The organism is Paraburkholderia sp. RHO2, assembly GCF_050955445.1.
GTDB lineage: Bacteria > Actinomycetota > Actinomycetes > Mycobacteriales > Mycobacteriaceae > Prescottella > Prescottella agglutinans_A.
Genome location: NZ_CP162617.1, coordinates 4,332,465 through 4,357,734, shown reverse-complemented (window position 1 = coordinate 4,357,734; position 25,270 = coordinate 4,332,465). Strand labels below are relative to the sequence as shown.

Below are 25,270 nucleotides of genomic sequence, written 5' to 3'. Positions count from 1 at the left end.
GAGGGAAGGTCGTGGGGAGGGCACGCATGCCGGATCGGAAGATCCTCGTCGGACTGTCCACGGCCTCCGTCTACCCGGAGAACACGGAAGCGGCGTTTCGCTATGCCGCCGAGGTCGGCTACGACGGCGTCGAGCTGATGGTGTGGGCCGAGTCGGTCAGCCAGGATCTCTCGGCGGTCAAGCGGCTGGTCCGCAAGTACGCGGTGCCCGTGCGAGCCGTGCACGTGCCGTGCCTGCTGATCTCGCAGCGCGTGTGGGGCTCCGACCCGGTCGCGAAGCTGAACCGATCGGTCGAGGCCGCCGAGGTGCTGGGGGCGTCGAACGTGGTGGTCCATCCGCCGTTCCGCTGGCAGCGTCGATACGCCGACGGATTCGCCGATCAGGTGGCCGAGCTCGAGGAGAAGACCGGCGCCGTGGTCGCGGTCGAGAACATGTTCCCGATGCGGGCCGACAGCTTCTTCGGCGGGCGGGAGCGGACCGCCCAGCGCCTGCGCCGCCGCGGGGGCCCGGGTGCGGCGCTGTCGGCGTTCAGCCCGTCGTACGACCCCACCGACGCCGGGCACCGGCACTACACGCTGGACCTCTCGCACACCGCCACCGCCGGCATGGACGCGCTGGATCTGGCGCGCCGGATGGGCAGCGGGCTCTCGCATCTGCACCTCGCGGACGGCCGCGGCGCGTCGGTGGACGAACATCTCATCCCGGGTCATGGCACGCAGCCGTGCGTCGAGGTGTGCCGCCATCTGGTCGACAGCGGATTCGCCGGGCAGGTCGTCGTCGAGATCAACACGCAGAACGCGCGCACCCGGCCCGAACGCGCGTCGATGCTCGGCCAGGCGCTGAGCTTCGCCCGCGAGAACTTGCGCTGACGCCTACAGCGCTGAGACACCCGCGCCGATCACGGGGCCGGTGACTGCGGCATCCATGGTCTGCTCCGCGTGTGCGGTAGACTCGCCCGATATTGGATAGTTCTACTATCCAATAGGGATTCCGTGATCGCCCCGACGTTGTCGGGTGTCGAACGGGGTGAGGGGTCGGAATGCGGGTGTCGGAGCTGGTCGCCGCCAGTGGCGTGCCCCTCGCGACCGTCAAGTACTACCTGCGTGAGGGTCTGCTCATGCCCGGCGCCGCGAGCAGCGCGACGCAGGCCGAGTACGGCGAGCAGCACGTACGGCGTCTCGCGCTCATCAAGGCACTCGCCGGCGTCGGCCTGCCGCTGGGGAAGATCCGCACCATCGTCGGGCTCGTCGACCACCCCGCCGACACCGTCTTCGACACTCTCGGTCGCGCGCTGGCCGCGCTGCCGCCGTATCCGACTGCCCCCGACGACGACGCCGGCGACTATCCGCGGGCACGGGCGGTGCTCGAGCGGCTCGGCCAGGTGTACGAGCCGTCGTATCCCGTTGTGGCGCAACTGGAACGCGCACTCGCGGCCGCCGAGGACGTCGGCATCCCGATGACCGACGAACGCCTCGAGGTGTACGCGCGCCACATCCGCGGCATCGCCGAGATCGACCTCGAACTGATGCCCACCGATTCCGCCGAGTCCGCGATCGAGTACGCCGTGCTCGGTACCGCTATCTACGAACCCGTGCTCGCGGCGCTGCGTCGGCTGGCCCACCAGGACATCGGTGCCGCGGCCTTCGCGGAACGCACCTTCGACGACTTCGCCGACCCCGACAGACAGGACCAGTCGTGACCCTTCACCCCTTCCGGGACCTCACCACCGTCACCTCGCACGGGGGCGGCCGCTACACCGCCCACATCGACCCGATCTGGACGATCGGCCCCAAGGTGCACGGCGGCTGCATGATGGCCGTCTGCGCGGCCGCGGCTCGGCGTGAACTGACCGACACCGCGGCGCCCGACCTGCCGGTGGATCCGGCCGTCCAACCGCTGGCCGTCAGCGCCAACTACCTCGCCGCGCCGGATCCCGGGGAGGTGGACGTCGTCGCGACCGTCCGCAAGCGCGGACGTCAGGTGTCGCTCGTCGACGTGGAGCTGTCGCAGAACGGCCGCCCCGCCGTGCACGCCGCCGTCACGCTGGGGGTGCCCGATGCGGGGGAGCCGCACTACACGGGGGAACAGGCGCTCGCGCAGCTTCCTGTCGAGCCGCCGGCCGAGGCGCAGGCGCTGGCCGCCGATCACCCGATGGCGCAGATCGTGCACGTCTCGCAGGGCTGTCACCTGAGCGTGGACGGGTCGTCGGCGCACTTCCTGCGAGGGCAGCAGGGCGAGCCGCAGGTGCGGATGTGGGCGCGGCCGTGGGCCGCCGACGAACAGGACCCGGCCACCGCGGCGCTGTTCGGGATCATGACCGGCGACATCTGCGCGCCCGTGACGATGAACCGCGGCATCTTCGGGTGGGCGCCCACCGTCCAGCTGACGACGTACCTGCGCCGGCGGCCCGCCCCCGGATGGCTGCGCGTCATGGCCAGCTCGACGGTGCTCGGCGACACCTGGTTCGAGGAGGACCACACCGTCCTGGACTCCACCGGGGCGGTCGTCGTCCAGAGCCGTCAGCTCGCCATGATCCCGCGCTGATCCCGGACCGGCCCGGTACCGGGGGACGGCCCGGATTGCCCGTCGTGGCAGGCTGGAGGCCATGACGAGAATTGCGGTGATCGGTGGCGGCAAGATCGGTGAGGCCCTGATCTCTGGACTGTTGCAGGGCGGTCACCCCGCCCGGGATCTGGTGGTGGCCGAGCAGTACCCGGCCCGTGCCGAGGAACTGACGGCGACGTATTCGATCCGCGTCACCACGATCGAGGACGCCGCCGAGGGCGCCGACGTCATCGTCGTCGCGGTCAAGCCCGCGGACGTCGACGCCGTCCTGACCGCCCTGGGCAAGGCAGACCTCGACGGCGAGCAGGAGCAGATGCTGGTCTCGCTCGCCGCCGGTATCCCGACGGTGCGGTACGAGGTGAAGCTGCCCGCCGGGTTCCCCGTCGTCCGGGTCATGTCCAACACCCCGATGCTCGTCGGGCAGGGTGCGAGCGTCGTGGCGCCCGGTCGCCACGTCAAACCGGAGCACCTGGACCTGGTGCGCCGGATACTGGCGGCTGTCGGCACCGTCACCACGGTTCCGGAATCGCAGATCGACGCGGTGACCGCGGTGTCCGGCTCGGGTCCCGCGTACTTCTTCCTCGCGGTCGAGGCGATGATCGACGCGGGTGTCGCGCTCGGTCTGACCCGCGCGACCTCGAGCGAACTGGTGGTGCAGACGATGGTCGGTTCCGCGGCGATGCTCGCCGAGTCCGGCGAGAGCGCCCACGAGCTGCGGGCCGCCGTCACGTCGCCCGGCGGCACCACCGCCGCCGCGGTGCGTGCGCTCGAGCGTGGGGGCCTGCGGACCGCGTTCTACGACGCCCTCGCGGCCGCCAGGGATCGGTCCGCTGAACTCGGAGTTGCCCCCGAGTAGATCGAGATTGTCGATCTTGTTTGCAACACCCGTCGCATCAACCCCTCTGGCAACGCTAAGCTGCGTGTCAGCACGTGCGTGTCTGTTCCGCCGGAGGGGAAGCCGGCGGCGCGACATGTGCCGGAGGTATGTGGACAGATGGGATCCCCGGAAAACCCGGCAAACCCGGCAAAGTCAGACAAGACCGGTAAGCAAGACGGCCCCGGCGGCGCGAGCCTTGCCGGGACGCAGTTCCTCACCGTCGCGGAGGTCGCGACGCTGATGAGGGTTTCGAAGATGACCGTGTACCGCCTCGTTCACAGTGGTGAACTGCCCGCCGTTCGCGTCGGGCGTTCCTTCCGTGTCCATGCCAAGGCGGTCCACGATTATCTGGAGACCTCGTATTTCGACGCCGGCTGACGCGCCGGAATCGAAACGGTGAACCTCGGTTTTCGCCGAGCGGACCCGTCCCGGTACGATCGTGAGTCGTCGTACCAGCCAGCCGGTGTCGTCAGGCGCTGGGGTCGTGAGAGCGGCCAGTGGCAACGAGGCCTCAGCGCCAGAGGAAGACACAGGCGTACGTGACCGGCGTGCGCTGAACGCTATAGAAGACTGTGAGGGACACCCACCATGGGTTCAGTGATCAAGAAGCGCCGCAAGCGTATGTCGAAGAAGAAGCACCGCAAGCTGCTTCGTCGCACGCGAGTTCAGCGTCGGAAGCTCGGCAAGTAAGCCGTAGAGGCTCTTGCACACGGATGCCCGTCACCCCTTCGGTGGCGGGCATCCGCGTGTTCCGGGTGGCCTGTCCGGACCTGTCCGGGTGGCGTGTTGCCAAGGTGTAAAGCCTTGCGCCGAACCCTTCCCGGCGCCCGTGGATTGGCTAGGCTCGCCGGAGGGGCGAATGGACGGGGGTAGCGGTGAGTCCTGACGATCGCGGTGTGCAGCCACCGAAGGTGGTGCTGGTGACGGGCGCGAGCCGGTTCCCGGGCGGGTTCCTGGTGGCGCGACTCGCGCAGAACCCGCGTGTCGATCGCGTCATCGCGGTCGACGCCGTCTCCCCGAGCAAGGACATGATGCGCCGCATGGGCCGCGCCGAGTTCGTCCGAGCCGACATCCGGAACCCGCTCATCGGAAAGGTGATTCGCGGGGCCGAGGTCGACACCGTCGTCCACGCCGCAACGGTCGCGCAGGCGCCCAAGTCCGGCAGCCGGGCGGCGATGAAGGACATGAACGTCATCGGCGCGATGCAGCTGTTCGCGGTGTGCCAGAAGGCCCCGTCCGTGCGCAAGGTGGTGGTGCGGTCGGCGTCCGCTGTCTACGGCGGCAGCCCCAAGGACCCGGCCAAGTTCACCGAGGAGATGAGCGCCCGCCGCCCGCCCCAGGGGGCCTGGGCCCGCGACTGCATCGAGATCGAGGGCTATGCCCGCGGGCTCGGACGCCGCCGTCCCGACATCGCGGTGTCGATCCTGCGCCTGGCGCCCCTGATGGGTCCGCGGCGGCACGGCTGGGTGGCGCGGTACCTGTCGTCGCCGATCGTCCCGAGCATCCTCGGCCGCGACGCCCGCATGCAGTTGCTGCACGAGGAGGACGCGCTGGCGGCCCTCGAGCGGGCCACGGTCGCCGGTCCGGCCGGGACGTTCAACGTCGCGGGGGACGGGGCGGTGATGATGTCGCAGGCGATCCGTCGAGCGGGCCGGGTCGAAGTGCCGATGCCGTTCTCGCTGTTCCGCAGCGCCGGCCGAGCACTGATGGGCTCGCAGATGCGCTCGTTCACCCGGGAACAGCTCGACTACTTCCACTTCGGGTGCGGCCTCGACACCACCCGGATGCGCGCCGAACTGGGCTTCGAGCCGCGATGGACGACGCTCGAGGCGCTCGACGACTTCGTCCGCGGCACCGGCCTGACCCGCGTCATCGAGCCGGAATGGGTGGACCGGGCCGAATCGACGGCGCTCGCGCTCGCGGGCGCCCCGACTCCGCCCCGGGCCGGCAGATGAGCGGCGGACACAGAGCGCATGCAGTGCCGACAGAGACACACCGCACGTAGACACGAGGGCAGGTGGCGTTGGTGAACGAAGTGGCGAAGGTGATTCCCCTGCACGGCGGCGCGGGCGCCCGCCCGGCGCGTGACCGCGTCCCGAATCGACATTCGCCCTCCCCGGTGAATCGCCCGCGGGTCCCCGAGCCCGCGGCGGACCCCGGGAAGGCCGCCGCGCCCGCCGCGGAGCCGGCCCCTGCGAACGGCGCGGCGGAGGCCGGCGAGCACGGGGGCTCACCCCTCGACGGGCTCCGGTCCCGCGTCGTCGACCAGATCACCGGTGTCGCCGGGTTCCTGCGCCGACGCATCGCCGGGGATTACGAGGTGGACGAGTTCGGCTACGACCCGCACTTCGCCGACGGTGTGTTCCTGCCGGCGCTGCGGCCGCTGTTCGAGAAGTGGTTCCGGGTCGAGGTCCGCGGCGTCGAGAACATCCCGGCGCAGGGCGGCGCGCTGGTCGTGGCCAACCACGCGGGTGTGGTCCCGATCGACGCCCTGATGACGTCGGTCGCGGTACACGACCATCACCCGCAGCACCGGGCCCTGCGGATGCTCGCCGCCGATCTGGCGTTCGAGATGCCGATCGTCGGGAACATCGCCCGCAAGGCCGGGCACACCCTGGCGTGCCACCCGGACGCCGAACGGTTACTGCGCGGTGGCGAGGTCGCGGCGGTGTTTCCCGAGGGCTACAAGGGCATCGGCAAGCCGTTCTCCGAGCGCTACAAGCTGCAACGGTTCGGCCGCGGCGGGTTCGTCTCGGCGGCGATGCGCGCCGGGGCGCCGATCATCCCGTGCTCGATCGTCGGATCCGAGGAGATCTATCCCAAGATCGGTGACATCGCGCCGCTCGCGCGACTGCTGGACATGCCGTACTTCCCGGTGACGCCGCTGTTCCCGCACCTCGGGCCGCTCGGCTTGGTGCCGCTGCCGTCCAAGTGGTTCATCGAGTTCGGCACGCCGATCGTCACCGACACCTACGCCGCCGCCGAGGCGGACGACCCGATGGTGCTGTTCGAGGTCACCGACCACGTCCGGGAGACGATCCAGCAGACCCTCTACCGCTTGTTGGCGCAGCGCCGCAACGTCTTCATGGGCTGAGCGCGGCCTGCCTCGGCGGCGGCCAGTTCCGCGAGCAGGACCCGTTCGCGCCGACGGCTCAGGATCGCGCCCACCGCGCCGCCGACCGCGCCGAGCAGCAGCGCGGTCGGGATGCCGACCTTCGCGGCCTTGCGTCCGGTGCGGAAGTCGCGCACCTCCCAGCCGCGGTTCTTGGCGAGCTCGCGCAGGTCCGCATCGGGATTGACGGCGACAGCGGTGCCGACCAGCGACAGCATCGGCACGTCGTTGTAGCTGTCGGAGTACGCCGTGCAGCGCTTGAGGTTCAGGCCCTCCCGGACCGCGAGGGTGCGCACCGCGTGGGCCTTGCCCAGTCCGTGCAGGATGTCGCCGACGAGGCGACCGGTGAACACGCCGTCCCGGCTCTCGGCGACGGTGCCCAACGCGCCGGTCAGGCCCAGACGCTTGGCGATCACCTGCGCCAACTCGACCGGGGTGGCCGTCACCAGCCACACCTGCTGACCCGCGTCGAGGTGCATCTGCGCGAGCGCGCGGGTCCCGGCCCAGATCTTGTCGGCGATGACCTCGTCGTAGATCTCCTCGCCGAGCCGGGCGAGTTCCGCGGTCGAGCGTCCGGCCACGAACGACAGCGCCTTCGCGCGGCCCTCGGCGACGTCGTCGCTGTTCTCCTTGCCGGTGATCCGGAACTTGACCTGCTTCCACGCGAAGTCGACCAGGTCCGACGTCCGCAGGTACTTGCGGGCGGCGAGGCCGCGAGCGAAGTGGATGATCGACGCGCCCTGCACCATCGTGTTGTCGACGTCGAAGAACGCCGCGGCGGTGAGGTCGAGGGGGACAGCCGGTTCGGCCGGCTCCGCCGGCGGTTCCGCCACCTCGGGGGCCGTCTCGAGGGCTTCCGCCTCGGCGGCTTCGAGCGCGGCCGCTTCCAGGGCCTCGGCCTCCTGCAGGGCGAGCGCGGCGTCGGCGCTGGCCTCACCGGCGAGATTGGCGCGCAGTTCGGCCTCGCTCGGACCGAGCAGATTCCGGATCCGGCGGCGTCCGGGGCGCAGGAACCCGGACAGGCCCATACCGGATCTCGCGCCGTTCGGCAGTGATCGCCCAGGCACACGCACCTCCCGCGTCGCAGACACCTCTGGCTCACCCTAGCCCGACCGCACGAGCGCATCCCGTCGGATCGATGCCGCGCCCGCGGCGTGTGATGTTCGTCTCGAAACGGAACGGTCCGGAACTCTCCGGGCCGGACGCCGTCGAACCGGCGTCCGAGGAGTCCGCGGCCTCGAGGAACACTGGTGCACATGGACCAGTCGCGAAACCGGATCACCCTCCTCACCCGCGCCGGCTGCGGGGCGTGCGTTCCCGCGCGCGACCTGCTCGAGGAGATCTGCCGGGAGTTCGATCTCGAACTGACCTGCGTCGACGTCGACGAGGCCGCGGCCGACAACCCCGATCTGCGCGCCGAGTACGGGGACCGGCTGCCCGTCGTCCTGCTCGACGGAAAGGAGCACAGCTACTGGGAGGTCGACGAGGACCGGCTGCGCGCCGATCTCCTGGCGGGCTGAATTCCGCTCGGCGGAGAGGGGGTCGACCGCGGAGTGGGAAGGGTCACCCCGCCTCGTCGGATCCGGTCGCTCTGCAGGTGAGAGCACGTCTCGGGGTGGTCGAGCAACTTTGTGCATGGCTTCACAAGCGGTTACCGTGGTGTGAACAAATCCCCCGGGACCTTCGTGTGAAGGCCGGGGTACACGGCCGACCGGACGAGGAGCCATCGACGTGACCGAACAGCACCAGGCGCAAGGGGCAGTGGCCCGCGGCGTCGCCGGGGCTGCTCCGTCCGCTCCCGGCGGGGGAACGGCTCCGGCACCGCAGCACCGTGACATCCCCCAGGCTACGGTGACGCGCCTCGCGACATACCTGCGGGTCCTCGGAGTGCTCGCCGACGAGGGTGCGCTCATCGTCTCCAGCGAGGAACTGGCCAGCGCATCCGGTGTCGGATCGGCCAAGCTCCGCAAGGATCTGTCGTTCCTGGGCCCCAACGGTGTTCGCGGCGTCGGCTACGACGTCGCGCGGTTGCGTGCCCGCATCGAATCCGCGCTCGGCCTGGACCAGGGGCACCGGGTCGTGCTGGTCGGCATCGGCAACCTCGGGCGCGCACTCGCCGGTTACGGCGGATTCGACCGGCGCGGCTTCTCGATGGTGGGACTGTTCGACAAGGATCCGGCGTGCGTCGGCTCCAGCGTCGGTGGGCTGACCGTCCGGGACGTCGCCGAGCTCGCCGACTCGTGCCGGGACCTCGAGGCCACGATCGGCGTCATCGCCACTCCCGACGCCGCCGCGCAGGACGTGTGCGACCAACTCGTCGGTGCCGGGCTGCGCTGCATCCTCAGCTTCTCCCCGCTCGCGCTGGAGATCCCCGACCACGTGGAGATGCGTCGGGTCGATCTCGCGATGGAGATGCAGGTGCTGTCGTTCAACATGGCCCGGAACACTCCTCCGGACGAGCAACGTAATCCCCAGGCCGCCGCCGCGTCCGCGGCGGTCGGCGCTTCGACCAGAAACGGATCGGTGATCAGGCCGTGAGTGTGCTTCTCGTCGGGATCTCGCACCGTAGCGCTCCCGTCTCCGTCCTCGAACGGATCGCGGTCACGGACACCGACCGTCCGAAGCTGACGGACAAGATGTTGGCCTCGGCCCACATTTCGGAGGCGATGATCGTCTCGACGTGCAACCGCATCGAGATCTACGCCGTGGTGGACGCGTTCCACGGAGCCCTCACCGACATCGGCGACCTCCTCGCCGAGCACGCCGAACTCGACCTCGCCGAGCTGCACAAGCACGCATACGTCCGCTACAGCGAGGCCGCCGCCGAGCACCTGTTCGCGGTCGCCAGCGGCCTGGATTCGATGGTGATCGGCGAGCAGCAGATCCTCGGACAGATCCGCGCCGCCTACGCCGCCTCCGATGCCCAGCAGGCCGCGGGGCGGGCGCTGCACGAGCTCGCGCAGCAGGCGCTGCGGGTCGGTAAGCGGGTGCACTCCGAGACGGGCATCGACGCCGCCGGCGCGTCCGTGGTGTCCGTCGCGCTCGACCGCGCCGCCGGGATCCTCGGCGACGGGGGACTGGTCGGACGCACCGCCGTCGTGGTCGGCGCCGGCGCGATGGGCAGCCTGTCGGTCGCGCACCTGACCCGCGCGGGCATCGGACGCATCCTCGTCGTCAACCGCACCCGCGAGCGCGCCGAGCACCTCGCCGCCACCGCGGTGGGCAACGGAATCGACGCCGTCGCAGTGGGATTCGACGATCTGTCCGACGCGATGGCGCAGTCCGACGTGCTCGTCACCTGTACCGGCGCGGTCGGTTCGGTCGTCACGCTCGCCGACACCCACCGGGCCCTGGCCCGGCCGGAGCGCGAGCCGAACCGCCCGCTCGTGATCTGCGACCTGGGTCTGCCCCGCGACGTGGAGCCCTCCGTCGCCGGGCTTCCCGAGGTGGTTGTGCTCGACATGGCTGCGCTGCAACGGGATCCGGGCGCCGGCGCCGCGGCGTCCGATGCCGACGCCGCCCGTGAGATCGTCGCCTCCGAGCTCTCCCAGTACCTGGCCGCGCAGCGTCAGGCCGAGGTCACCCCCACCGTCACCGCGCTGCGCCAGCGCGCCGCCGAGGTGGTCGAGGCCGAACTGCTGCGGCTCGACTCGCGCCTGCCGGGTCTGGACGACCCGCAGCGCGACGAGGTGGCCCGCACCGTGCGCCGCGTCGTCGACAAGCTGCTCCACGCGCCGACGGTGCGCGTCAAACAGCTCGCCTCCACTCCGGGCGGCGACACGTATGCGGCCGCGCTGCGCGAGCTCTTCGAACTGCGGCCGGGCTCGGCGGAGGCCGTGGCCGCACCGATCGACCTCGGCGAATTCGCCGCCGGCCCCGACGTAGCAGGAAAGGACGCGCAGGCATGAGCACGGACGCGGCATCGACAGCGACCGCCGGCCACGAATCCGATTCCCGCTCCGGCGCCCGCACCCTGCGGATCGGCACCCGCGGCAGCCTGCTCGCCACGACGCAGGCCGGCACCGTACGGGACGCGCTGATCGCGGCGGGGCACCCCGCCGAGCTGGTGATCATCAAGACCAAGGGCGACGTCACCTCCGGCCCGGTGCAGCGCATCGGCGTCGGCGTGTTCGTCGCGGAACTGCGCGAGGCACTGCTGGCCGGCGAGGTCGACGTCGCGGTGCACTCGTACAAGGATCTGCCCACCGCGCAGCCGGACGATCTGGTGATCGCCGCGGTCCCCACCCGCGAGGACCCGCGCGACGCCCTCGTCGCCCGCAACGGGCTGGTGCTCGGTGAGCTGCCGCCGGGATCCAGGATCGGCACGTCGGCTCCGCGCCGCCGCGCGCAGCTGCGCGCCCTCGGCCTGGGGCTGGAGATCGAGCCGCTGCGCGGCAACATCGACACCCGCCTGGGCAAGGTGGCGTCCGGCGAGCTCGACGCGATCGTGATCGCCCGCGCGGGCCTGTCCCGCATCGGTCGTGCCGCCGAGATCACCGAGACGCTCGAGCCGGTCCAGATGCTGCCGGCGCCGTCGCAGGGCGCGCTGGCCGTCGAGTGCCGCGCCGACAACCCACAGCTGATCGCGGCCCTGTCCGAGCTGGACGACGCGGCCGCGCGCGCCGCCGTCGTCGCCGAGCGCGCGCTGCTCGCCGAGCTCGAGGCCGGCTGCACCGCCCCGGTGGGCGCGATCGCCGAGGTCGTCGAGTCGATCGACGACGAGGGCCGTGTGTTCGAGGAACTGTCCGTGCGGGGCTGCGCCGCCGCGATCGACGGTTCCGACGTGATTCGGGCGTCCACCGTGGGGTCGCCCGAGCGTGCGGACGAGCTGGGGCGCGCGGTTGCGCGTGAACTCCTCGAGCTCGGCGCCCGAGATCTGATGACGATTGCCGAGGAAGGTGATGCGGATGCTTGACGTGCTTGACCTTTCGAGGCCTGATTTTGCACTTTCTTCCTATCGACATGAGACCGCACTGGAGAACTACCGATGAGCCGAGTCCGTAAGAACACCCCCGGACGGATCCTCTTTGTGGGATCGGGTCCCGGCGACCCGGCACTGCTCACCGTCCGCGCGCGGGACGTGCTCGCGTCGGCGGCGCTGGCCTTCACCGATCCCGACGTCGACAAGGGCGTGACGGCTCTGGTCGGCACCGCGCTCGGCCGCGACCCGGAGACCGACGAGCCGATCGCCGAGGTCCGTCCCGCGCTCGGCGAGCCCGCGGAGGTCGCCAAGACCCTCGTCGCCGAGGCCAAGAACGGCCACGACGTGGTCCGTCTCGTCGCGGGCGACCCGCTGACCACCGACTCCGTGATCGCGGAGGTCTCGGCCGTCGCCCGCACCCAGGTGGTGTTCGAGGTGCTGCCGGGTCTGCCGTCCGGGTCGGCGGTGCCGAGCTACGCCGGCATGGCGCTGGGTTCGGCGCACACCGAGGCCGACGTGCGCGGCGAGGTCGACTGGGCGGCGCTGGCTGCGGCCCCCGGCCCGCTGGTGCTGCACGCGAGCGCCGCGCACCTCGCCGAGACGGCGAGCGCGCTCGTCGAGCACGGCCTGGCCCCGCAGACCCCGGCCGCGATCACCGTCCGCGGCACCACGCGTCAGCAGCGCACCGTCGAGGCCACCCTCGCGACGCTCAACGACGCCGGCTCCGAACTGGTCGGCCCGCTGATCGTCACGGTCGGCAAGGTCGTCTCACAGCGCAACAAGATGTCGTGGTGGGAGTCGCGTGCCCTGTACGGCTGGACCGTCCTGGTGCCGCGCACCAAGGAGCAGGCCGCCGACATGAGCAACCGCCTCGTCACGCACGGCGCCATCCCGATCGAGGTCCCCACCATCGCGGTCGAGCCGCCGCGCAGCCCGGCCCAGATGGAGCGCGCCGTCAAGGGCCTGGTCGACGGCCGCTACCAGTGGGTCGTGTTCACCTCCACCAACGCGGTGCGTGCGGTGTGGGAGAAGTTCGAGGCGTTCGGCCTGGACGCGCGCGCGTTCTCCGGTGTGAAGATCGCGTGCGTCGGCGAGGCCACCGCGGAGAAGGTGCGCTCGTTCGGCATCACGCCGGAACTGCTGCCGTCGGGTGAGCAGTCGAGCGAGGGCCTGCTGGCCGACTTCCCGCCGTACGACGAGGTGTTCGATCCGGTCAACCGTGTCCTGCTGCCCCGCGCGGACATCGCCACCGAGACCCTCGCCGAGGGCCTGCGCGAGCGCGGCTGGGAGATCGACGACGTCACCGCGTACCGCACCGTGCGTGCGGCGCCGCCGCCGGCCGAGACCCGCGAGATGATCAAGACGGGCGGCTTCGACGCGGTGTGCTTCACGTCGTCGTCGACGGTGCGCAACCTCGTCGGCATCGCCGGCAAGCCGCACGCCCGGACGATCGTCGCGTGCATCGGACCGAAGACGGCCGAGACCGCCATCGAGTTCGGTCTGCGCGTCGACGTCCAGCCGGAGACGGCGCAGATGGGTCCGCTGGTCGAGGCACTCGCCGAGCATGCGGCCCGGCTGCGCGCCGAGGGTGCGCTGCCGCCTCCGCGCAAGAAGTCCCGCGCCCGCCGCTGACCCACCTTCGGGAGAACCGTGTTTCCAGTTCACCGTCCCCGTCGTCTGCGCGGTACCCCCGCGCTGCGCCGCCTGGTAGCCGAGACGTCGCTCGAGCCGCGTCATCTCGTGCTGCCGATGTTCGTCGCCGACGGCATCGACGAGCCGCGTCCGATCTCGTCGATGCCGGGCGTCGTCCAGCACACGCTGGACTCGCTCCGGAAGGCGGCGACCGACGCGGTCGCGGCCGGCGTGGGCGGGCTCATGCTGTTCGGCGTGCCACGCGAGGAGGACAAGGACCCTGTCGGGTCCGGCGCGACCGACCCGGACGGCATCCTCAACCGCGGTCTCGCCGCGCTGAAGGCGGAACTCGGGGATTCGACGGTCCTCATGGCCGACACGTGCCTCGACGAGTTCACCTCGCACGGGCACTGCGGGGTGCTGTCGGCGGACGGCCGCGTGGACAACGACGCGACGCTGGCCCGGTACGTCGACATGGCCGTCGCGCAGGCCGACGCCGGCGCACACCTGCTCGGTCCCAGCGGCATGATGGACGGCCAGGTCGCGGCGATCCGCAAGGGCCTCGACGCCGCCGGTCACGCCGAGGTGGGCCAGCTGGCCTACTCGGCGAAGTACGCGTCGGCGTTCTACGGGCCCTTCAGGGAGGCCGTCGGCTCGTCGCTCGAGGGCGACCGCCGCACCTACCAGCAGGATCCGGCGAACCGCCGCGAGTCGCGACTCGAGGTGGACCTCGACCTCGCCGAGGGCGCGGACCTGGTGATGGTCAAGCCCGCGATGTCGTACCTGGACGTGCTGCGCGAGGTCGCCGACCGCTCGACTGTCCCGGTGGCGGCGTACCAGATCTCCGGCGAGTACGCGATGATCACCGCGGCCGCGCAGAACGGGTGGATCGACCGCGACGCCGCCGTCCTCGAGTCGTTGCTGAGCATCCGTCGTGCCGGCGCGGACATCGTGCTGACTTACTGGGCCGCAGAGGCGGCGGGGTGGCTGTCGTGACCGGGCAGTGGCCGCCGCAGCAGCCGGGGCAGCCCGACTCCTGGCCGGGGACGCCGCAGTATCCGGCCGGTCCGCCGCAGACGCCGGGTCAGCCGGGACCGTACCCGGCGCCGCCGCCGGCGCAGGAGCACAAGCCGATCCCGGCCGACGTCCAGACCGCGTTCCAGTTGTGGTTCGTGGTCGCGGCGCTGGGCGTCGTGTATCTGGTCGCGGCGCTGCTGTTCGTCTACAGCGACCGGACCTCGTTCGTCGACCAGTTGATGGACGAGTTCGCCAAGCAGCCCGACGTCACCGTCACCCGGTCGCAGGCGGAGCAACTACTGGTGTTCGGCCTGGTGGCCACGGGCGTGTTCCTCACCCTTGTGCTGGGCGGATTGACGGTGCTGTTCGACTTCAAGATGCGCAAGGGCAAGAACTGGGCCCGGATGCTGTTGACGATGGCCGGGGTGTTCACCGTGTTCTCCGCGATCCCGACCGTCTTCGGTGCGGGTGCCGCGACCGGGACGGCCGCACTCGTGATGGGCGGCGCCGGGATCCTGCAGGCGGTGGTCGCCGTCGGCGCGATCGTGCTGATGCACCGCAAGGAATCCAACGACTACTTCCTGAACCTGCCCGCGGTGCGCTGAGCGGTTCGTCCGTGATTCGATCCTCCGAAGCCCCCGCTGTAGTGTGAGGGGAGTCACATGAACAGGGTGGTCGGAATCCGTTCAGGGGGTGGTGATGCACGTCGAGCATCGAACCGGCGGGCGACGGGAGCTGCTGTGGATCGCGCTGATCGCGCTGTTCGGCATCGGGACGCTCCTGCTCCTGCTCGTTCCGGGTGTCCTCGCCGGCTGAGGGGCCACCCCGGGGAGTGGTGCGCTACGCCTCGCGGGCCGCGATCCGCGCGAGCAGCCGATCGCCCCCGGCGCCGAAACGGTCACTGAAATCGCGGGCGAGTTCGGGGCCCTGCAGGGCGGCAAAGCTGCGCGCGTCGAGCTCGGGATCAGCGTCGTCCGCGGAGTGCAGCCAGATCCACACGTCGTTCCCCGCGGCATCGCGGAACTCGCCATCCGCCTGCATCCGCTGGATCGCACGCACGATCCGGTCCTCGTATTGCAGCCGGAGGGCATCGTAGGCATCAGCCTCGAGCGCTGTCCCTGTCCCCTCGATCACTGCCTGGGTGCCGGAGAGCGCCCAGATTGCGCTCGTTACCCGCCCCGGCGCGGCATCGTCCGGGTCTTCCGCGCCGAGCGGCCACTCCGACGGACTCCAGGCCCATTGCGCCTTGTCTGCGCTCGACCCTTCGAGCCCGGCGGCCCAGCGCGCACCGGCCCCGGCGACGAAGAACCCGGTGAGGTCTTCGACCATGCCGCAGGCCACCATCGCGAGCGAGTCGTCGGCATCGCGGAGTTCCGTGACGCACGCGCGGAGCGTCATGAGGATCGCCGCGTCGAGGCGGGCAAAGTCGAACACGGGGCTCACCGTAACACCGGGAGACGGCGCCGCCTCGCCGTCGACTGCGCTGGGAACCGCAGCAGCATGCGGCGAGAAGTCGCGCGCCCCGCTCGTCCGAGAGCGGTCGATGCCTCAGGATGATGGGGTGGTGAGTGAGTCGACCCCGCGCGTGGTTTCTGTTGCCTACTGGATCTGGGTGCTGTGTGCGGCCGTGATGGTTCTGCTCGGGTTGCTGGCGTTGACGACGTCCGCCGACGCGATCCGCGAGCAGCTCGGATCCGACGCCGATTCGTTCGTGTGGCTGCTGCGGGGGATCGGGGCCACATCGCTGGTGTTCGGTCTCGGCATCGGCTTCCTCGCGGCGCCGACGCGCGCGGGCAGCGCGCGGCTGCGGAACGTCGTCGTGGTGCTCTCGGCGGTGTTCGCGTCGGTGACGATCGCGCTCTCGGCGATCGGCGTGATCGCCCCGGTGCTGCTCGTCGTTCCGTTGATGCTGGTGGTGGCCGGCGTTCTGGTGTTCCGGGAGGGTGCGCGTGAGTGGTTCCGACGCGATCGGACCGAGTGAGCCGGACGTGCTGTTCGACGAGCCCGGTGCGCGCTGGCGGACCGTGGCCTACGGTCCCGTGTTCTGCGTGGTTGCGCTCGTGATCGAGTTGCTGACCGGACCGGTGGTGCACTGGTTCGCCCTGACGCTCTTTGCCGCCATCCTCGCCGGCATCGTGTACGTGCAGGTGGCGGCGGCTCGCCGGCACGTGAGCGTGTCGCTGACCGACACGACGCTGCGGCAGGGGGCCGAGGAGTTGCCGGTCGCCGAGATCGCGGCGGTGCTGCCGGAGGCCGACCCGTACGCGGACGAGCCGCAGCCATGGGAGAGCGCGCGAAGCCTCGGGGAACTGTCCGGGGTGCCGCGGCGGCGGAAGGCGATCGGATTGCGGCTCCGGGACGGCTCGCCGGTCCAGGCGTGGGCCCGCGACGACGAGGGCCTGCGCGAACAGCTGACCCGGGCGGTCGCGAGCGTGGACGGGACGTCGGCTTGACCCGGCCGGTGGTGGTCGCCGAGGCCGTCGGGGCCGTCGCGGCGCTCGTCGCGACGGTCCTGTGCTGGATGCGGGGCGTGAGCACCAGTGAGTTCGCCCCGATCGCCCCGGACACGCCGTCGTACACGAGCGTCCACTACTCGGGTCCGTGGATCGCGGTGGCGTTCGCGTCGGTGCTCGTCGCGGGGTTGCTCGCCCTCGACGTCCGGCGTCGACTCCGCTCCTGAGGTACCCGTAGGGGGTATGATATGGAGCATGAACGGATACAGCCCGCAGCAGGAGGACCTGCTCAAGCGTCTGCGGCGCATCGAGGGCCAGGTGCAGGGCATCTCGCGCATGATCGCCGACGACCGGTACTGCATCGACGTGCTCACCCAGGTGTCGGCGGCGACCTCGGCGCTGCAGTCGGTGTCGCTGAAGCTGCTCGAAGCGCACCTCGCGGGATGCGTCGTCGAGGCCGCGAAGAAGGGCGGACCCGAGGCCGACGCGAAGGTGAAGGAAGCGTCCGACGCGATCGCGCGTCTGGTGAAATCCTGAGGTAGAGGAGGCCCGGATGGAGCACACCTACATCGTCAAGGGCATGACCTGCCGGCACTGCGCGGCGGCGGTCACCGAGGAGATCAGCGAACTGTCCGGGGTCACGGGCGTCGAGGTCGACGTCGAGTCCGGACGCGTCGTGGTGACCAGTGACGCTCCGATGGACACGATCGCCGTCGCGGCGGCGGTCGCCGAGGCGGGCTACGAGCTGGTCCAGTGACCACCACCGGGCTGCGCACCGTCGAACTCGACATCGGCGGTATGACGTGCGCGTCGTGTGCGGCCCGGATCGAACGCAAACTCGGCAAACTCGACGGCGTCACCGCGACCGTCAACTACGCGACCGAGAAGGCCCGCGTCGAGTACCCGGATTCGATCGCCCTCCAGGACCTCGTGGACACGGTCGAGAAGGTCGGCTACTCGGCAGCGGTGACGGTGCCGGCGGAGCCCGTCGCCCCCGAGAGGGCCGGTGACCGCCTCGGCGCCCGCCTGATCGTCGCGACCGTCGCAACGGTCCCGGTGGTGCTCGTGTCGATGATGCCGCCGCTGCAGTTCGACTACTGGCAGTGGGTGGCGCTCGCGCTCACGACCGTCGTCGTCTTCTGGTGCGGCTATCCGTTCCATCGCGCCGCTCTCGTCACCGCCCGCCACGGCATGTCGACGATGGACACCCTCGTCTCGCTCGGCACTCTCGCCGCCTACGGGTGGTCGCTGTGGGCCCTGGTGTTCGGCACCGCCGGGGACATCGGCATGACGCACGAGTTCACGTTCCGGCCGGGTGCGCACGATCCGTCCGGGCAGATCTATCTGGAGGTGGCGGCGGGCGTCACCACGTTCCTGCTCGCCGGCCGATATGCGGAGTCGCGGGCAAAACGCCGATCGGGTGCCGCGCTGCGGGCACTGCTCGAGGTGGGCGCCAAGGACGTTTCGGTACTGCGCGACGGCGTCGAACGCCGCGTGCCGGTGTCGGCGCTGCGGGTCGGCGACGAGTTCGTGGTCCGGCCCGGCGAGAAGATCGCGACCGACGGCCGCGTGGTCCGCGGCGGTGCGGCCGTCGACACGTCGATGCTCACCGGGGAGTCGGTGCCGGTCGAGGTGACGGAGGGGGACGCCGTCGTCGGCGGCACCCTCGACACGGACGGCCTGCTCACCGTGCGGGCCGAACGCGTCGGATCCGACACACAACTGGCGCACATCGCGAAACTGGTGACCGAGGCGCAGAGCGGCAAGGCGCACGCGCAGCGCCTCGCGGACCGGGTCTCTGCTGTGTTCGTGCCGGTGGTGCTGGTGATCGCAGCGGCGACCCTCTCGGTGTGGCTGCTGCTGGGGCACGAGGCGACCGAGGCGTTCACCGCCGCGGTCGCGGTGCTCATCGTCGCGTGCCCGTGCGCGCTCGGACTGGCCACGCCCACCGCGCTGCTGGTCGGGACCGGGCGCGGCGCCCAACTCGGAATCCTCATCAAGGGGCCCGAGGTCCTCGAGCAGACCCGCCGCATCGGCACCGTCGTCCTCGACAAGACGGGCACGGTGACCACGGGGCAGATGGAACTCGACCGGGTGATCGCGGTGCCGGGCGAGGACCGGGACCGGGTGCTGGCGCTGGCCGCGGCCGTCGAGTCCGGCTCCGAACACCCTGTCGCGCGGGCGATCGTGCGGGCCGTGCCCTCGCTGCTGCCCGTCGACCGGTTCGGCAACCGCCCCGGCATCGGCGTCGAGGGCGTCGTCGAGGGGCGCACCGTGCGGGTGGGGCGGCCCCAGGGGGCGGTGCCGGACGACCTGCACGGGCTGCTGCCCGACGGGCGGACCGCGGTGATCGTGTCGTGGGACGGCCGGGTCCGCGGTGCACTGGTCGTGGCCGACGCCGTGAAACCGACCAGCGCCGAAGCGATTCGCGAGATCCGTGACCTCGGGATGACCCCGGTCCTGCTCACCGGTGACTCCGAGGCGGTGGCCACCGCCGTCGCGCGGGAGGTCGGCATCGACCGGGTGATCGCCGAGGTGCTCCCGGACCAGAAGGCCGAGACCGTCGCGCGCCTGCGGAAAGAGGGGGCCGTTGCGATGGTCGGTGACGGGGTCAACGACGCGGCGGCGCTCGCGACCGCCGACGTCGGCATCGCGATGGGCACCGGGACCGACGCCGCCATCGAGGCGAGCGACCTGACGCTCGTGCGCGGCGACCTGCGGTCGGTGCCCGACGCGATCCGGCTGTCGCGGCGCACGCTGGCGACCATCAAGGGAAACCTGTTCTGGGCGTTCGCCTACAACGTCGCGGCCATCCCGCTCGCCGCGACCGGTCTGCTCAACCCGATGATCGCGGGCGCCGCGATGGCACTGTCGTCGCTGTTCGTGGTGGGGAACAGCCTGCGGCTCAGGCGGTTCCGTTGACCGCGGCCTGACCGGGGTGCAGGGTCGCCTGCAGGGCACCGAGAGCGCCCGCGTCGATGACCACGTCGTGAAGGGTCGCTGCCCAGTCGAACTCCTCGGTCGACCAGCGGTGAGTCTCATTGTGCCAGAGGAGGTTCCATGGTTGGTTCGAGCGGGGCCGTCGGGCGAGCATTCCGGACACGAAGCCGCCAGTGACGGAGGCCTGGAAGGCGCCCGTCTCCGCGTCGAGCGAGTGAAGGTCCAAGACCCGCAGTGGAACCGGTATCTGGACGATCGGCAGGCGGTCGGAGACGTTGTCGCGGAACCACTCCAGCCGCCGCTCGTGCTCGGCGCGCTGCTCCGCAGCCTGCTCGCGGCGGACCTCTTCGTGATCTCGGGCGGGACCGCTCCACGTGAAGAGTCCGGTTTCCGTGGTGGCGCCGACCTCGAGTTCGACATAGGAGACGCGGAAACCGGAAGCGTCGTTACGCTGCTCGAGCACGGCGCCGCTCTCCCGATCGACGACGATCCGCAGGACGCCTGACTTATGAGGACCGGGTGCCAGATCCACTGCCCAGCAGTCGCGTCCGAGGAACCTGATCTCCTCGATCGGTCCCGCCGGGCGGGTGTGGTCGGCGCGCAGCCAGTCGTGCGCCGGCCGGTTGAACAGCAGGTCACTCCCCGTTCCGAGGTAGCAGACCCGATCGGCCGAGTTCCGGAGCGGCGGTTCGTCGGGCGGCCCGAACTGCCACGCCGTCTCGCCGTCGGTGACGAACAGCGGCTGGCCGTCGAGGGTTTCGACCCGCACGCTGCTGCGGTCGCGCCAGATGCGCACATCACCACTGCCGACGCCGACGATCATCGGCTCGCTCTCGCCGACGGTGGCGAAGTTGATCCGCTCGGGTGCATCCGGAGTCTTCCGGATCACGCCTCGAATCGGGAGGCTGGGTCCGTCGGCCATCGTCACGAGAACCTCGACCCACGCCGTCATCGTTCCCCTCCGAATCGTCCCGTTCGGCCGACACTACCGGCAGAGGTCAGGTCCGCACCGCGCGCGATCCGAGTCGGCTCGCCGGTGACAGACGCGTCGGACGCGCTCATACTTCGGAGATGGCATACCTGAAACCGCCGCTGCTGGTCCGCGAGGTGTTCAACCGTATCGCCCTCGCGACCGGTGTCAGTGGCACCGAGAAGATCACCGTCACCGGCCGGCGCAGTCACGAGCCCCGATCGGTGCCTGTCGTGCCCGTCGACGTCGACGGGGTCCGCTACCTCGTCTCGACGCGCGGCGAATCGGAGTGGGTGCGCAATCTCCGCGCCTCGCCCGAGGTGGACGTGAGCCGACGGGGTCGCACCGCGCACTACACCGCCACGGAGGTCCCGGTTCGCGACCGGGAACCCATCATCGCGGCGTATCGGGTGAAGGCGGGCAGGACGGTCCAGGGCTACTGGGACAAACTGCCGGATCCCGCCGACCACCCGGTGTTCGCGCTCACGACCGCAGGCTAGCGCCGTCGGAACCGCCCGCATCGGAGACGTTCTCGCCGAACGGATGTTCGGACTATCGGTACGTGGACCGTGGGAAAGTGGAGAGGACCATTCGTGCGTAAGTCGTTTACGGGGTCGGGAGCCGTCATCGTGGCGGCGGTCATCGGGCTGGGCACAGTACCGACGGCATGCGCGGAACCTCGAGAACCTCCCGCGCAGCAGTTTCCCGATCTCGAAGTCACCACGGTCATGGATGGTCTCACCCGGCCGTGGGATGTGGTGATCGCCCCGGACGGCACGATCCTCACAGGGGAGCGCACCGGCCGCTTCGTGGCCGAACATCCCGACGGGACCGCCGGCGAGGTGACTGCCGACCTGTCGGACCTGTACGCGCAGGGCGAGACCGGACTGATGGGCATCGCACTGGCCACCGACTTCGCGAGCAGTCGTACCGTCTACACCTGTCAGGGCCATCGCGACGCGTCCGGCACGGACATCCGAGTGGTGTCGTGGACGGTCGACCCGGGATGGGCCGCCCTCACCCGTACCGGAGACGTCGTGACGGGGATGCCGGTGGGCGCCGGCGGGCGGCACGGTGGATGCCGCATCCTGGCTCACCCGGACGGCACGCTGTACATCGGCACCGGCGACTCGGCGCGCCCGACGGTGCCGCAGGATCGGAATTCGTTGGGCGGCAAGGTGTTGCACGTCGATGCGGACGGATCGCCCGCGTCCGGCGACCCGGATCCGAACAGCCCCGTGTTCACGCTCGGGCACCGCAACGTGCAGGGTCTTGCGCTGCAGCCCGGAACCGGCCGGCTGTACGGCATCGAGCAGGGCACCGACCGCGACGACGAGGTGAACCTGCTGCGTGCAGGCGCCAATTACGGATATCGGCCGGACCGCGAGCCGGGCGTCTACGACGAGAGCGTGCCGATGACCGATCCCGACCGCGTCCCCGGCGCCGTCGCGGCCGTGTGGAGTTCGGGAAAGCCGACGATCGCGACGCCCGGCGGCACCTTCGTCGCCGGAACCGGCTGGGGCGAATGGGACGGCGCGCTCGCCGTCACGAGTCAGCAGGGGCAGGAGTTGCTGTTCCTGAAATTGTCCGACGCCGGTGAAAGCGTGAGGGATTCGCACCCCGCCCTCGTCGGTGACTACGGACGCCTGCGCTCGGCCACCCGGATGCCCGACGGCAGCGTGCTGGTCACCACCGACAACGGTGCCGACGACAAGGTGTTGCGCGTGGCCCCGGCGCCGCGTTAGTGTCGCACTGCTCGAACAGGAAAGTCGCTGTTCAGCAACGAGAACCGACCTAGGAGGTGAGACCCATTACTGCTCGGACAGGCAGGGTGCTCTCGCCTCGGGATCGAGCGGATATTTCCGCGTAACCGATCGTGAGGGCCCCTTCGGCATCCCGAAAGGCTCTTCGTGCGGACTCCTCAGGTTCCACAATCACCGTTCACTTTTCCGAAGATCGTCACCACTCTGCGCGCGGCCGGCTGCGTTTTCGCCGAGGACGAAGCACATCTGCTCATCGCCGAGGCCACGCACGCGGGCGAGCTCGCCCGCATGGTCGAACGACGCTCGGCCGGATCCCCCCTCGAACACGTCCTGGGCTGGGTCGAATTCTGCGGCAGGCGCATCGACGTCGACGCCGGGGTGTTCGTGCCGCGGCGCCGCAGCGAACTGCTGGTCCGGCAGGCTGCCGCGCTCACACGGCCGGGCGCCGTCGTCGTCGACCTGTGTTGTGGGTCAGGTGCGCTCGGCGTCGCCCTCGCCGGCGAGGTGGCGGGCATCGAACTCCACGCCGCCGACATCGACCCGGTCGCGGTCCGGTGCGCCGGCCGCAATGTCGAACCCCTCGGCGGGCGGGTTCACGAGGGCGACCTGTTCGGTGCACTGCCCGCGGGGCTGCGGGGTCGGATCGACGTCCTCGTGGCGAACGTCCCCTACGTCCCGAGTCACGCGATCGCGCTGATGCCGCCCGAGGCGCGGGACCACGAACCGCGGGTCGCGCTCGACGGTGGCCCCGACGGTCTCGACTGCCAGCGGGCCGTTGCGGCGGAGTCGTCGGCCTGGTTGCGTCGGGGTGGCCACGTGCTGGTCGAAACCGGGGCCCGGCAGGCGGCTACCTCAGCCGAGATCTTCACGCGGGCAGGGCTGCTCGCCAGAGTGGTCCGCTCGGACGACTTCGACGCGACCGTGGTGGTGGGCACCTCGGCGGCGGGCTAACGACCGTCGGTGGGAGCGTGGAGCATCGCCGCGCCCGCAAGTGCGTCCGGCACGCCCAGTCCGTCGACGAGCGTCGCGGCGTGCGGGCGCAGCGTGCGGCAGCGCTCGTTGATGCCGCGCCGGACGGCCTTGGCACGTTCGACGGAGAGGTGCCGGTGCTCCATGAACCACGCCTTGTCCTCGTCGATCACGGTGAGTGCGAACAGGTCGCACAGGTTGCTCAGCAGGTCGCGCGCGGTCTCGTCCGCGCACGCGTCGATGCCGGCGATGAACGCCTCGAGCACCACCCGGTCGATGTGCGCCCGCGCCGCGTGCAGCACGTGGTCCTGGACGAAGTTGAAGGCGTCGAACGGGTCGTCCTCGCGCTTGCGGGCACCCTGCAGGCGGCGCGCGGCCGTCGCGAGCAGGTACTCCTCGCGGTCCTCGAGCAATGTCAACTGGGTGCCGCGGTTGAAGAGGCTGCCGTCCTCCTCGTTGTCCTGCCGGGTGTCGAGGATCGTCTGGATGATCTGCTGCGCCGCGGTGCGCTTGCGGACCGCGTCGCCGAAGGCGTTGGCGGCGAAGGCCATCCACTCGACCGGGCTCATCCCGCGGACCTCGTCGGCGTACTGGGTGAGCAGTTCCTTCGCGACCAACTGGGTCAGCACCGTGTTGTCGCCCTCGAACGTGGTGAACACGTCGGTGTCGGCCTTGAGTGCCGTCAGCCGGTTCTCGGCGAGGTAGCCGGCGCCGCCGCACGCCTCGCGGCACTCCTGGATCGCGCGCGTCGCGTGCCACGTGTTGGCGGCCTTCAGTCCGGCCGCCCGGGACTCGAGTTCGCGCTGCTCGGCGGGGTCGACCGCGGCGGCGGTCTGGATGTCGTGCATCCTCGCGACCAGTTCGTTCTGCGCGAAGCCCAGCGCGTAGGCGCGGGCGATGTGCGGCAGCAGGCGCTGCTGGTGCACGAGGTAGTCCATGATCGGCACCTCCGGATCCGGCGTCGCACCGTCGCCGTTGGGTGCGCTGAACTGCTTGCGCTGCAACGCGTACCGGGTCGCGATGGTCAGCGCGACTCGGGCGGCGGCGGCCGCCGAGCCGCCCACCGTCACCCGCCCGCGCACCAGCGTGCCGAGCATCGTGAAGAAGCGGCGGTTCTTGTTCTCGATCGGCGACGAGTACACGCCGTCCGCATCCACCGACCCGTACCGGTCGAGCAGGTTGGTCCGCGGGACCCGGACGTGGTCGAACACGATCCGGCCGTTGTCGACACCGGGCAGTCCGCCCTTCCAGCCGCAGTCCGACGTCGTCACACCCGGCAGGTCGCTGCCGTCGGCGTCGCGGATCGGCACCAGGAGACAGTGCACACCGTGCGACTCGTCCCCGACGACCAACTGAGCGAACACCGCCGCCATGCGGGCGTGCTCGGCGGCGCCGCCGATGTAGTCCTTGCGGGACGACGGGGTGGGGGAGTGGACCACGAACTCGTCGGTGCTCGGGTCGTACGTCGCGGTCGTCTCGAGGCTCTGCACGTCGCTGCCGTGCCCGGTCTCGGTCATCGCGAAACAGCCCAGCAGGTCCAGGTCGATCATCGGGCGGAGGTACTCGGCGTGGTGGTGCTCGGTGCCGAGGTTCTCGATCGCGCCGCCGAACAGCCCCCACTGCACGCCGGCCTTGACCATGAGCGACAGGTCCGACATCGCCAGCATCTCGATCGCGGTCACCGCAGCACCGGGCTCCGCTCCGCTGCCGATCGCGACCCCGAAGCCGCGGTCGACGAACCCGCCGGCCGCGAGTACCCGCAGTTGCTCGAGCGTCTTGGCCCGCGCCCGGTCGAGGTCGGGGGTGTGGTGGGGCCGGAACTCGTCGGCCGAGAGGTCGATGCGGGCCTTCTCGCGCACCTCCGCCCACCGGCCGTCGAGAGTCGTCCGCAGGGAGTCCGCCGTCGTCGCCATGTTCCGAACGTAATGCGGGCCGTCGCGTCCCGCTGGGCAACGCTCCAGCGCCCCACCTGCGCGAACGGACACGCCGGCGCGATGTGATTCCGGCCACCTCCTACACCCTGTCGTTGGCAAATTCGACAGAACTGGGAC

General features: G+C 70.7%; 28 protein-coding genes. 24 read left to right on the top strand and 4 right to left on the bottom strand.

Going from position 1 to position 25,270, the window contains the following annotated elements; all coding sequences use genetic code 11:
• Positions 1 to 26: 26 nt before the first annotated feature.
• From ABTV10_RS20320 to ABTV10_RS20285, 8 genes are all read left to right on the top strand, one after another.
• Positions 27 to 869, top strand: coding sequence for a sugar phosphate isomerase/epimerase family protein (locus ABTV10_RS20320; RefSeq protein ID WP_499029748.1), 843 nt, complete (start codon positions 27 to 29; stop codon positions 867 to 869).
• Positions 870 to 1,039: 170 nt separating this feature from the next.
• A complete protein-coding gene (locus ABTV10_RS20315) occupies positions 1,040 to 1,699 on the top strand; it encodes a MerR family transcriptional regulator (protein WP_499029746.1) in 660 nt (219 codons plus the stop codon).
• On the top strand, positions 1,696 to 2,544 hold the full coding sequence (locus ABTV10_RS20310) for a thioesterase family protein (protein ID WP_499029743.1): 849 nt from the start codon (positions 1,696 to 1,698) through the stop codon (positions 2,542 to 2,544). The genes ABTV10_RS20315 and ABTV10_RS20310 overlap by 4 nt, the downstream gene beginning before the upstream one ends.
• A 61-nt stretch (positions 2,545 to 2,605) precedes the next feature.
• Positions 2,606 to 3,421: a pyrroline-5-carboxylate reductase gene (gene proC, locus ABTV10_RS20305; RefSeq protein WP_499029741.1), complete on the top strand. Its 816-nt coding sequence runs from the start codon at positions 2,606 to 2,608 to the stop codon at positions 3,419 to 3,421.
• Positions 3,422 to 3,559: 138 nt separating this feature from the next.
• Entirely contained in the window at positions 3,560 to 3,820 is a 261-nt protein-coding gene (locus ABTV10_RS20300) for a helix-turn-helix domain-containing protein (protein ID WP_433606921.1), read from the top strand.
• 210 nt (positions 3,821 to 4,030) lie between these two features.
• Positions 4,031 to 4,132 (top strand): 30S ribosomal protein bS22, encoded by a 102-nt coding sequence (locus ABTV10_RS20295; protein WP_003402602.1) that lies wholly within the window; start codon positions 4,031 to 4,033, stop codon positions 4,130 to 4,132.
• A gap of 206 nt (positions 4,133 to 4,338) precedes the next feature.
• Positions 4,339 to 5,397 carry an NAD-dependent epimerase/dehydratase family protein gene (locus ABTV10_RS20290; protein WP_499029736.1) on the top strand — a complete coding sequence of 353 codons (1,059 nt, stop codon included), beginning with the start codon at positions 4,339 to 4,341 and terminating at the stop codon, positions 5,395 to 5,397.
• Between the two features lie 71 nt (positions 5,398 to 5,468).
• Entirely contained in the window at positions 5,469 to 6,536 is a 1,068-nt protein-coding gene (locus ABTV10_RS20285; protein WP_499029734.1) for a lysophospholipid acyltransferase family protein, read from the top strand.
• Here ABTV10_RS20285 and ABTV10_RS20280 read toward each other — a convergent pair.
• On the bottom strand, positions 6,494 to 7,621 hold the full coding sequence (locus tag ABTV10_RS20280; protein ID WP_499029732.1) for an HAD family hydrolase: 1,128 nt from the start codon (positions 7,619 to 7,621) through the stop codon (positions 6,494 to 6,496). The genes ABTV10_RS20285 and ABTV10_RS20280 overlap by 43 nt on opposite strands.
• A 189-nt stretch (positions 7,622 to 7,810) precedes the next feature.
• On the opposite strand from ABTV10_RS20280, the gene ABTV10_RS20275 reads away from it, so the two are divergent.
• From ABTV10_RS20275 to ABTV10_RS20245, 7 genes are all read left to right on the top strand, one after another.
• Positions 7,811 to 8,074: a glutaredoxin family protein gene (locus ABTV10_RS20275; protein WP_499029730.1), complete on the top strand. Its 264-nt coding sequence runs from the start codon at positions 7,811 to 7,813 to the stop codon at positions 8,072 to 8,074.
• Between the two features lie 211 nt (positions 8,075 to 8,285).
• Positions 8,286 to 9,092, top strand: coding sequence for a redox-sensing transcriptional repressor Rex (locus ABTV10_RS20270; protein WP_433606911.1), 807 nt, complete (start codon positions 8,286 to 8,288; stop codon positions 9,090 to 9,092).
• Entirely contained in the window at positions 9,089 to 10,462 is a 1,374-nt protein-coding gene (locus ABTV10_RS20265) for a glutamyl-tRNA reductase (protein WP_499029728.1), read from the top strand. The genes ABTV10_RS20270 and ABTV10_RS20265 overlap by 4 nt, the downstream gene beginning before the upstream one ends.
• Positions 10,459 to 11,469: a hydroxymethylbilane synthase gene (gene hemC / locus ABTV10_RS20260; RefSeq protein WP_499029726.1), complete on the top strand. Its 1,011-nt coding sequence runs from the start codon at positions 10,459 to 10,461 to the stop codon at positions 11,467 to 11,469. Before ABTV10_RS20265 ends, hemC begins: the two co-directional genes overlap by 4 nt.
• A gap of 72 nt (positions 11,470 to 11,541) precedes the next feature.
• Positions 11,542 to 13,107, top strand: coding sequence for a bifunctional uroporphyrinogen-III C-methyltransferase/uroporphyrinogen-III synthase (locus tag ABTV10_RS20255; RefSeq protein ID WP_499029724.1), 1,566 nt, complete (start codon positions 11,542 to 11,544; stop codon positions 13,105 to 13,107).
• A gap of 18 nt (positions 13,108 to 13,125) precedes the next feature.
• Entirely contained in the window at positions 13,126 to 14,103 is a 978-nt protein-coding gene (gene hemB, locus ABTV10_RS20250) for a porphobilinogen synthase (protein WP_499029722.1), read from the top strand.
• Complete coding sequence (locus ABTV10_RS20245; protein ID WP_499029720.1) at positions 14,091 to 14,729, top strand: hypothetical protein; 639 nt, start codon at positions 14,091 to 14,093, stop codon at positions 14,727 to 14,729. The genes hemB and ABTV10_RS20245 overlap by 13 nt, the downstream gene beginning before the upstream one ends.
• Positions 14,730 to 14,964: 235 nt before the next feature.
• Here the strand turns inward: ABTV10_RS20245 and ABTV10_RS20240 are convergent, their stop codons facing one another.
• A complete protein-coding gene (locus ABTV10_RS20240) occupies positions 14,965 to 15,558 on the bottom strand; it encodes a hypothetical protein (RefSeq protein ID WP_499029718.1) in 594 nt (197 codons plus the stop codon).
• A gap of 130 nt (positions 15,559 to 15,688) precedes the next feature.
• Here ABTV10_RS20240 and ABTV10_RS20235 point away from each other — a divergent pair, with 130 nt between their 5' ends.
• The 6 genes from ABTV10_RS20235 to ABTV10_RS20210 are packed head-to-tail and all read left to right on the top strand — an operon-like array spanning position 15,689 to position 19,499.
• Positions 15,689 to 16,105 (top strand): hypothetical protein, encoded by a 417-nt coding sequence (locus ABTV10_RS20235; protein ID WP_499029716.1) that lies wholly within the window; start codon positions 15,689 to 15,691, stop codon positions 16,103 to 16,105.
• Positions 16,074 to 16,577: a transport-regulating membrane protein Mce1N gene (gene mce1N, locus ABTV10_RS20230; protein WP_499029714.1), complete on the top strand. Its 504-nt coding sequence runs from the start codon at positions 16,074 to 16,076 to the stop codon at positions 16,575 to 16,577. Before ABTV10_RS20235 ends, mce1N begins: the two co-directional genes overlap by 32 nt.
• On the top strand, positions 16,574 to 16,804 hold the full coding sequence (locus ABTV10_RS20225; protein ID WP_499029711.1) for a hypothetical protein: 231 nt from the start codon (positions 16,574 to 16,576) through the stop codon (positions 16,802 to 16,804). The genes mce1N and ABTV10_RS20225 overlap by 4 nt, the downstream gene beginning before the upstream one ends.
• Positions 16,805 to 16,832: 28 nt before the next feature.
• Positions 16,833 to 17,114 (top strand): metal-sensitive transcriptional regulator, encoded by a 282-nt coding sequence (locus ABTV10_RS20220; protein WP_031940195.1) that lies wholly within the window; start codon positions 16,833 to 16,835, stop codon positions 17,112 to 17,114.
• A gap of 16 nt (positions 17,115 to 17,130) precedes the next feature.
• Positions 17,131 to 17,334, top strand: a complete 204-nt coding sequence (locus ABTV10_RS20215) for a heavy-metal-associated domain-containing protein (RefSeq protein WP_499029709.1) — start codon at positions 17,131 to 17,133, stop codon at positions 17,332 to 17,334.
• Positions 17,331 to 19,499 (top strand): heavy metal translocating P-type ATPase, encoded by a 2,169-nt coding sequence (locus ABTV10_RS20210; protein ID WP_499029707.1) that lies wholly within the window; start codon positions 17,331 to 17,333, stop codon positions 19,497 to 19,499. Before ABTV10_RS20215 ends, ABTV10_RS20210 begins: the two co-directional genes overlap by 4 nt.
• Here ABTV10_RS20210 and ABTV10_RS20205 read toward each other — a convergent pair.
• The gene (locus tag ABTV10_RS20205; RefSeq protein WP_499029705.1) at positions 19,483 to 20,469 is read right to left on the bottom strand and encodes a hypothetical protein; all 987 of its coding nucleotides are present in this window, start codon (positions 20,467 to 20,469) and stop codon (positions 19,483 to 19,485) included. The two genes, ABTV10_RS20210 and ABTV10_RS20205, sit on opposite strands and share 17 nt — an antisense overlap.
• A 119-nt stretch (positions 20,470 to 20,588) precedes the next feature.
• Here ABTV10_RS20205 and ABTV10_RS20200 point away from each other — a divergent pair, with 119 nt between their 5' ends.
• The 3 genes from ABTV10_RS20200 to ABTV10_RS20190 all read left to right on the top strand — a co-directional run bounded on the left by ABTV10_RS20200 (position 20,589) and on the right by ABTV10_RS20190 (position 23,201).
• Entirely contained in the window at positions 20,589 to 20,987 is a 399-nt protein-coding gene (locus ABTV10_RS20200; RefSeq protein WP_499029703.1) for a nitroreductase family deazaflavin-dependent oxidoreductase, read from the top strand.
• A gap of 93 nt (positions 20,988 to 21,080) precedes the next feature.
• Complete coding sequence (locus ABTV10_RS20195) at positions 21,081 to 22,232, top strand: PQQ-dependent sugar dehydrogenase (RefSeq protein WP_499029701.1); 1,152 nt, start codon at positions 21,081 to 21,083, stop codon at positions 22,230 to 22,232.
• Between the two features lie 165 nt (positions 22,233 to 22,397).
• A complete protein-coding gene (locus ABTV10_RS20190) occupies positions 22,398 to 23,201 on the top strand; it encodes a putative protein N(5)-glutamine methyltransferase (protein WP_499029699.1) in 804 nt (267 codons plus the stop codon).
• On the opposite strand, the gene ABTV10_RS20185 is transcribed toward ABTV10_RS20190, so the two are convergent.
• Positions 23,198 to 25,132, bottom strand: a complete 1,935-nt coding sequence (locus tag ABTV10_RS20185) for an acyl-CoA dehydrogenase family protein (RefSeq protein WP_499029697.1) — start codon at positions 25,130 to 25,132, stop codon at positions 23,198 to 23,200. The two genes, ABTV10_RS20190 and ABTV10_RS20185, sit on opposite strands and share 4 nt — an antisense overlap.
• Positions 25,133 to 25,270 lie beyond the last annotated feature (138 nt).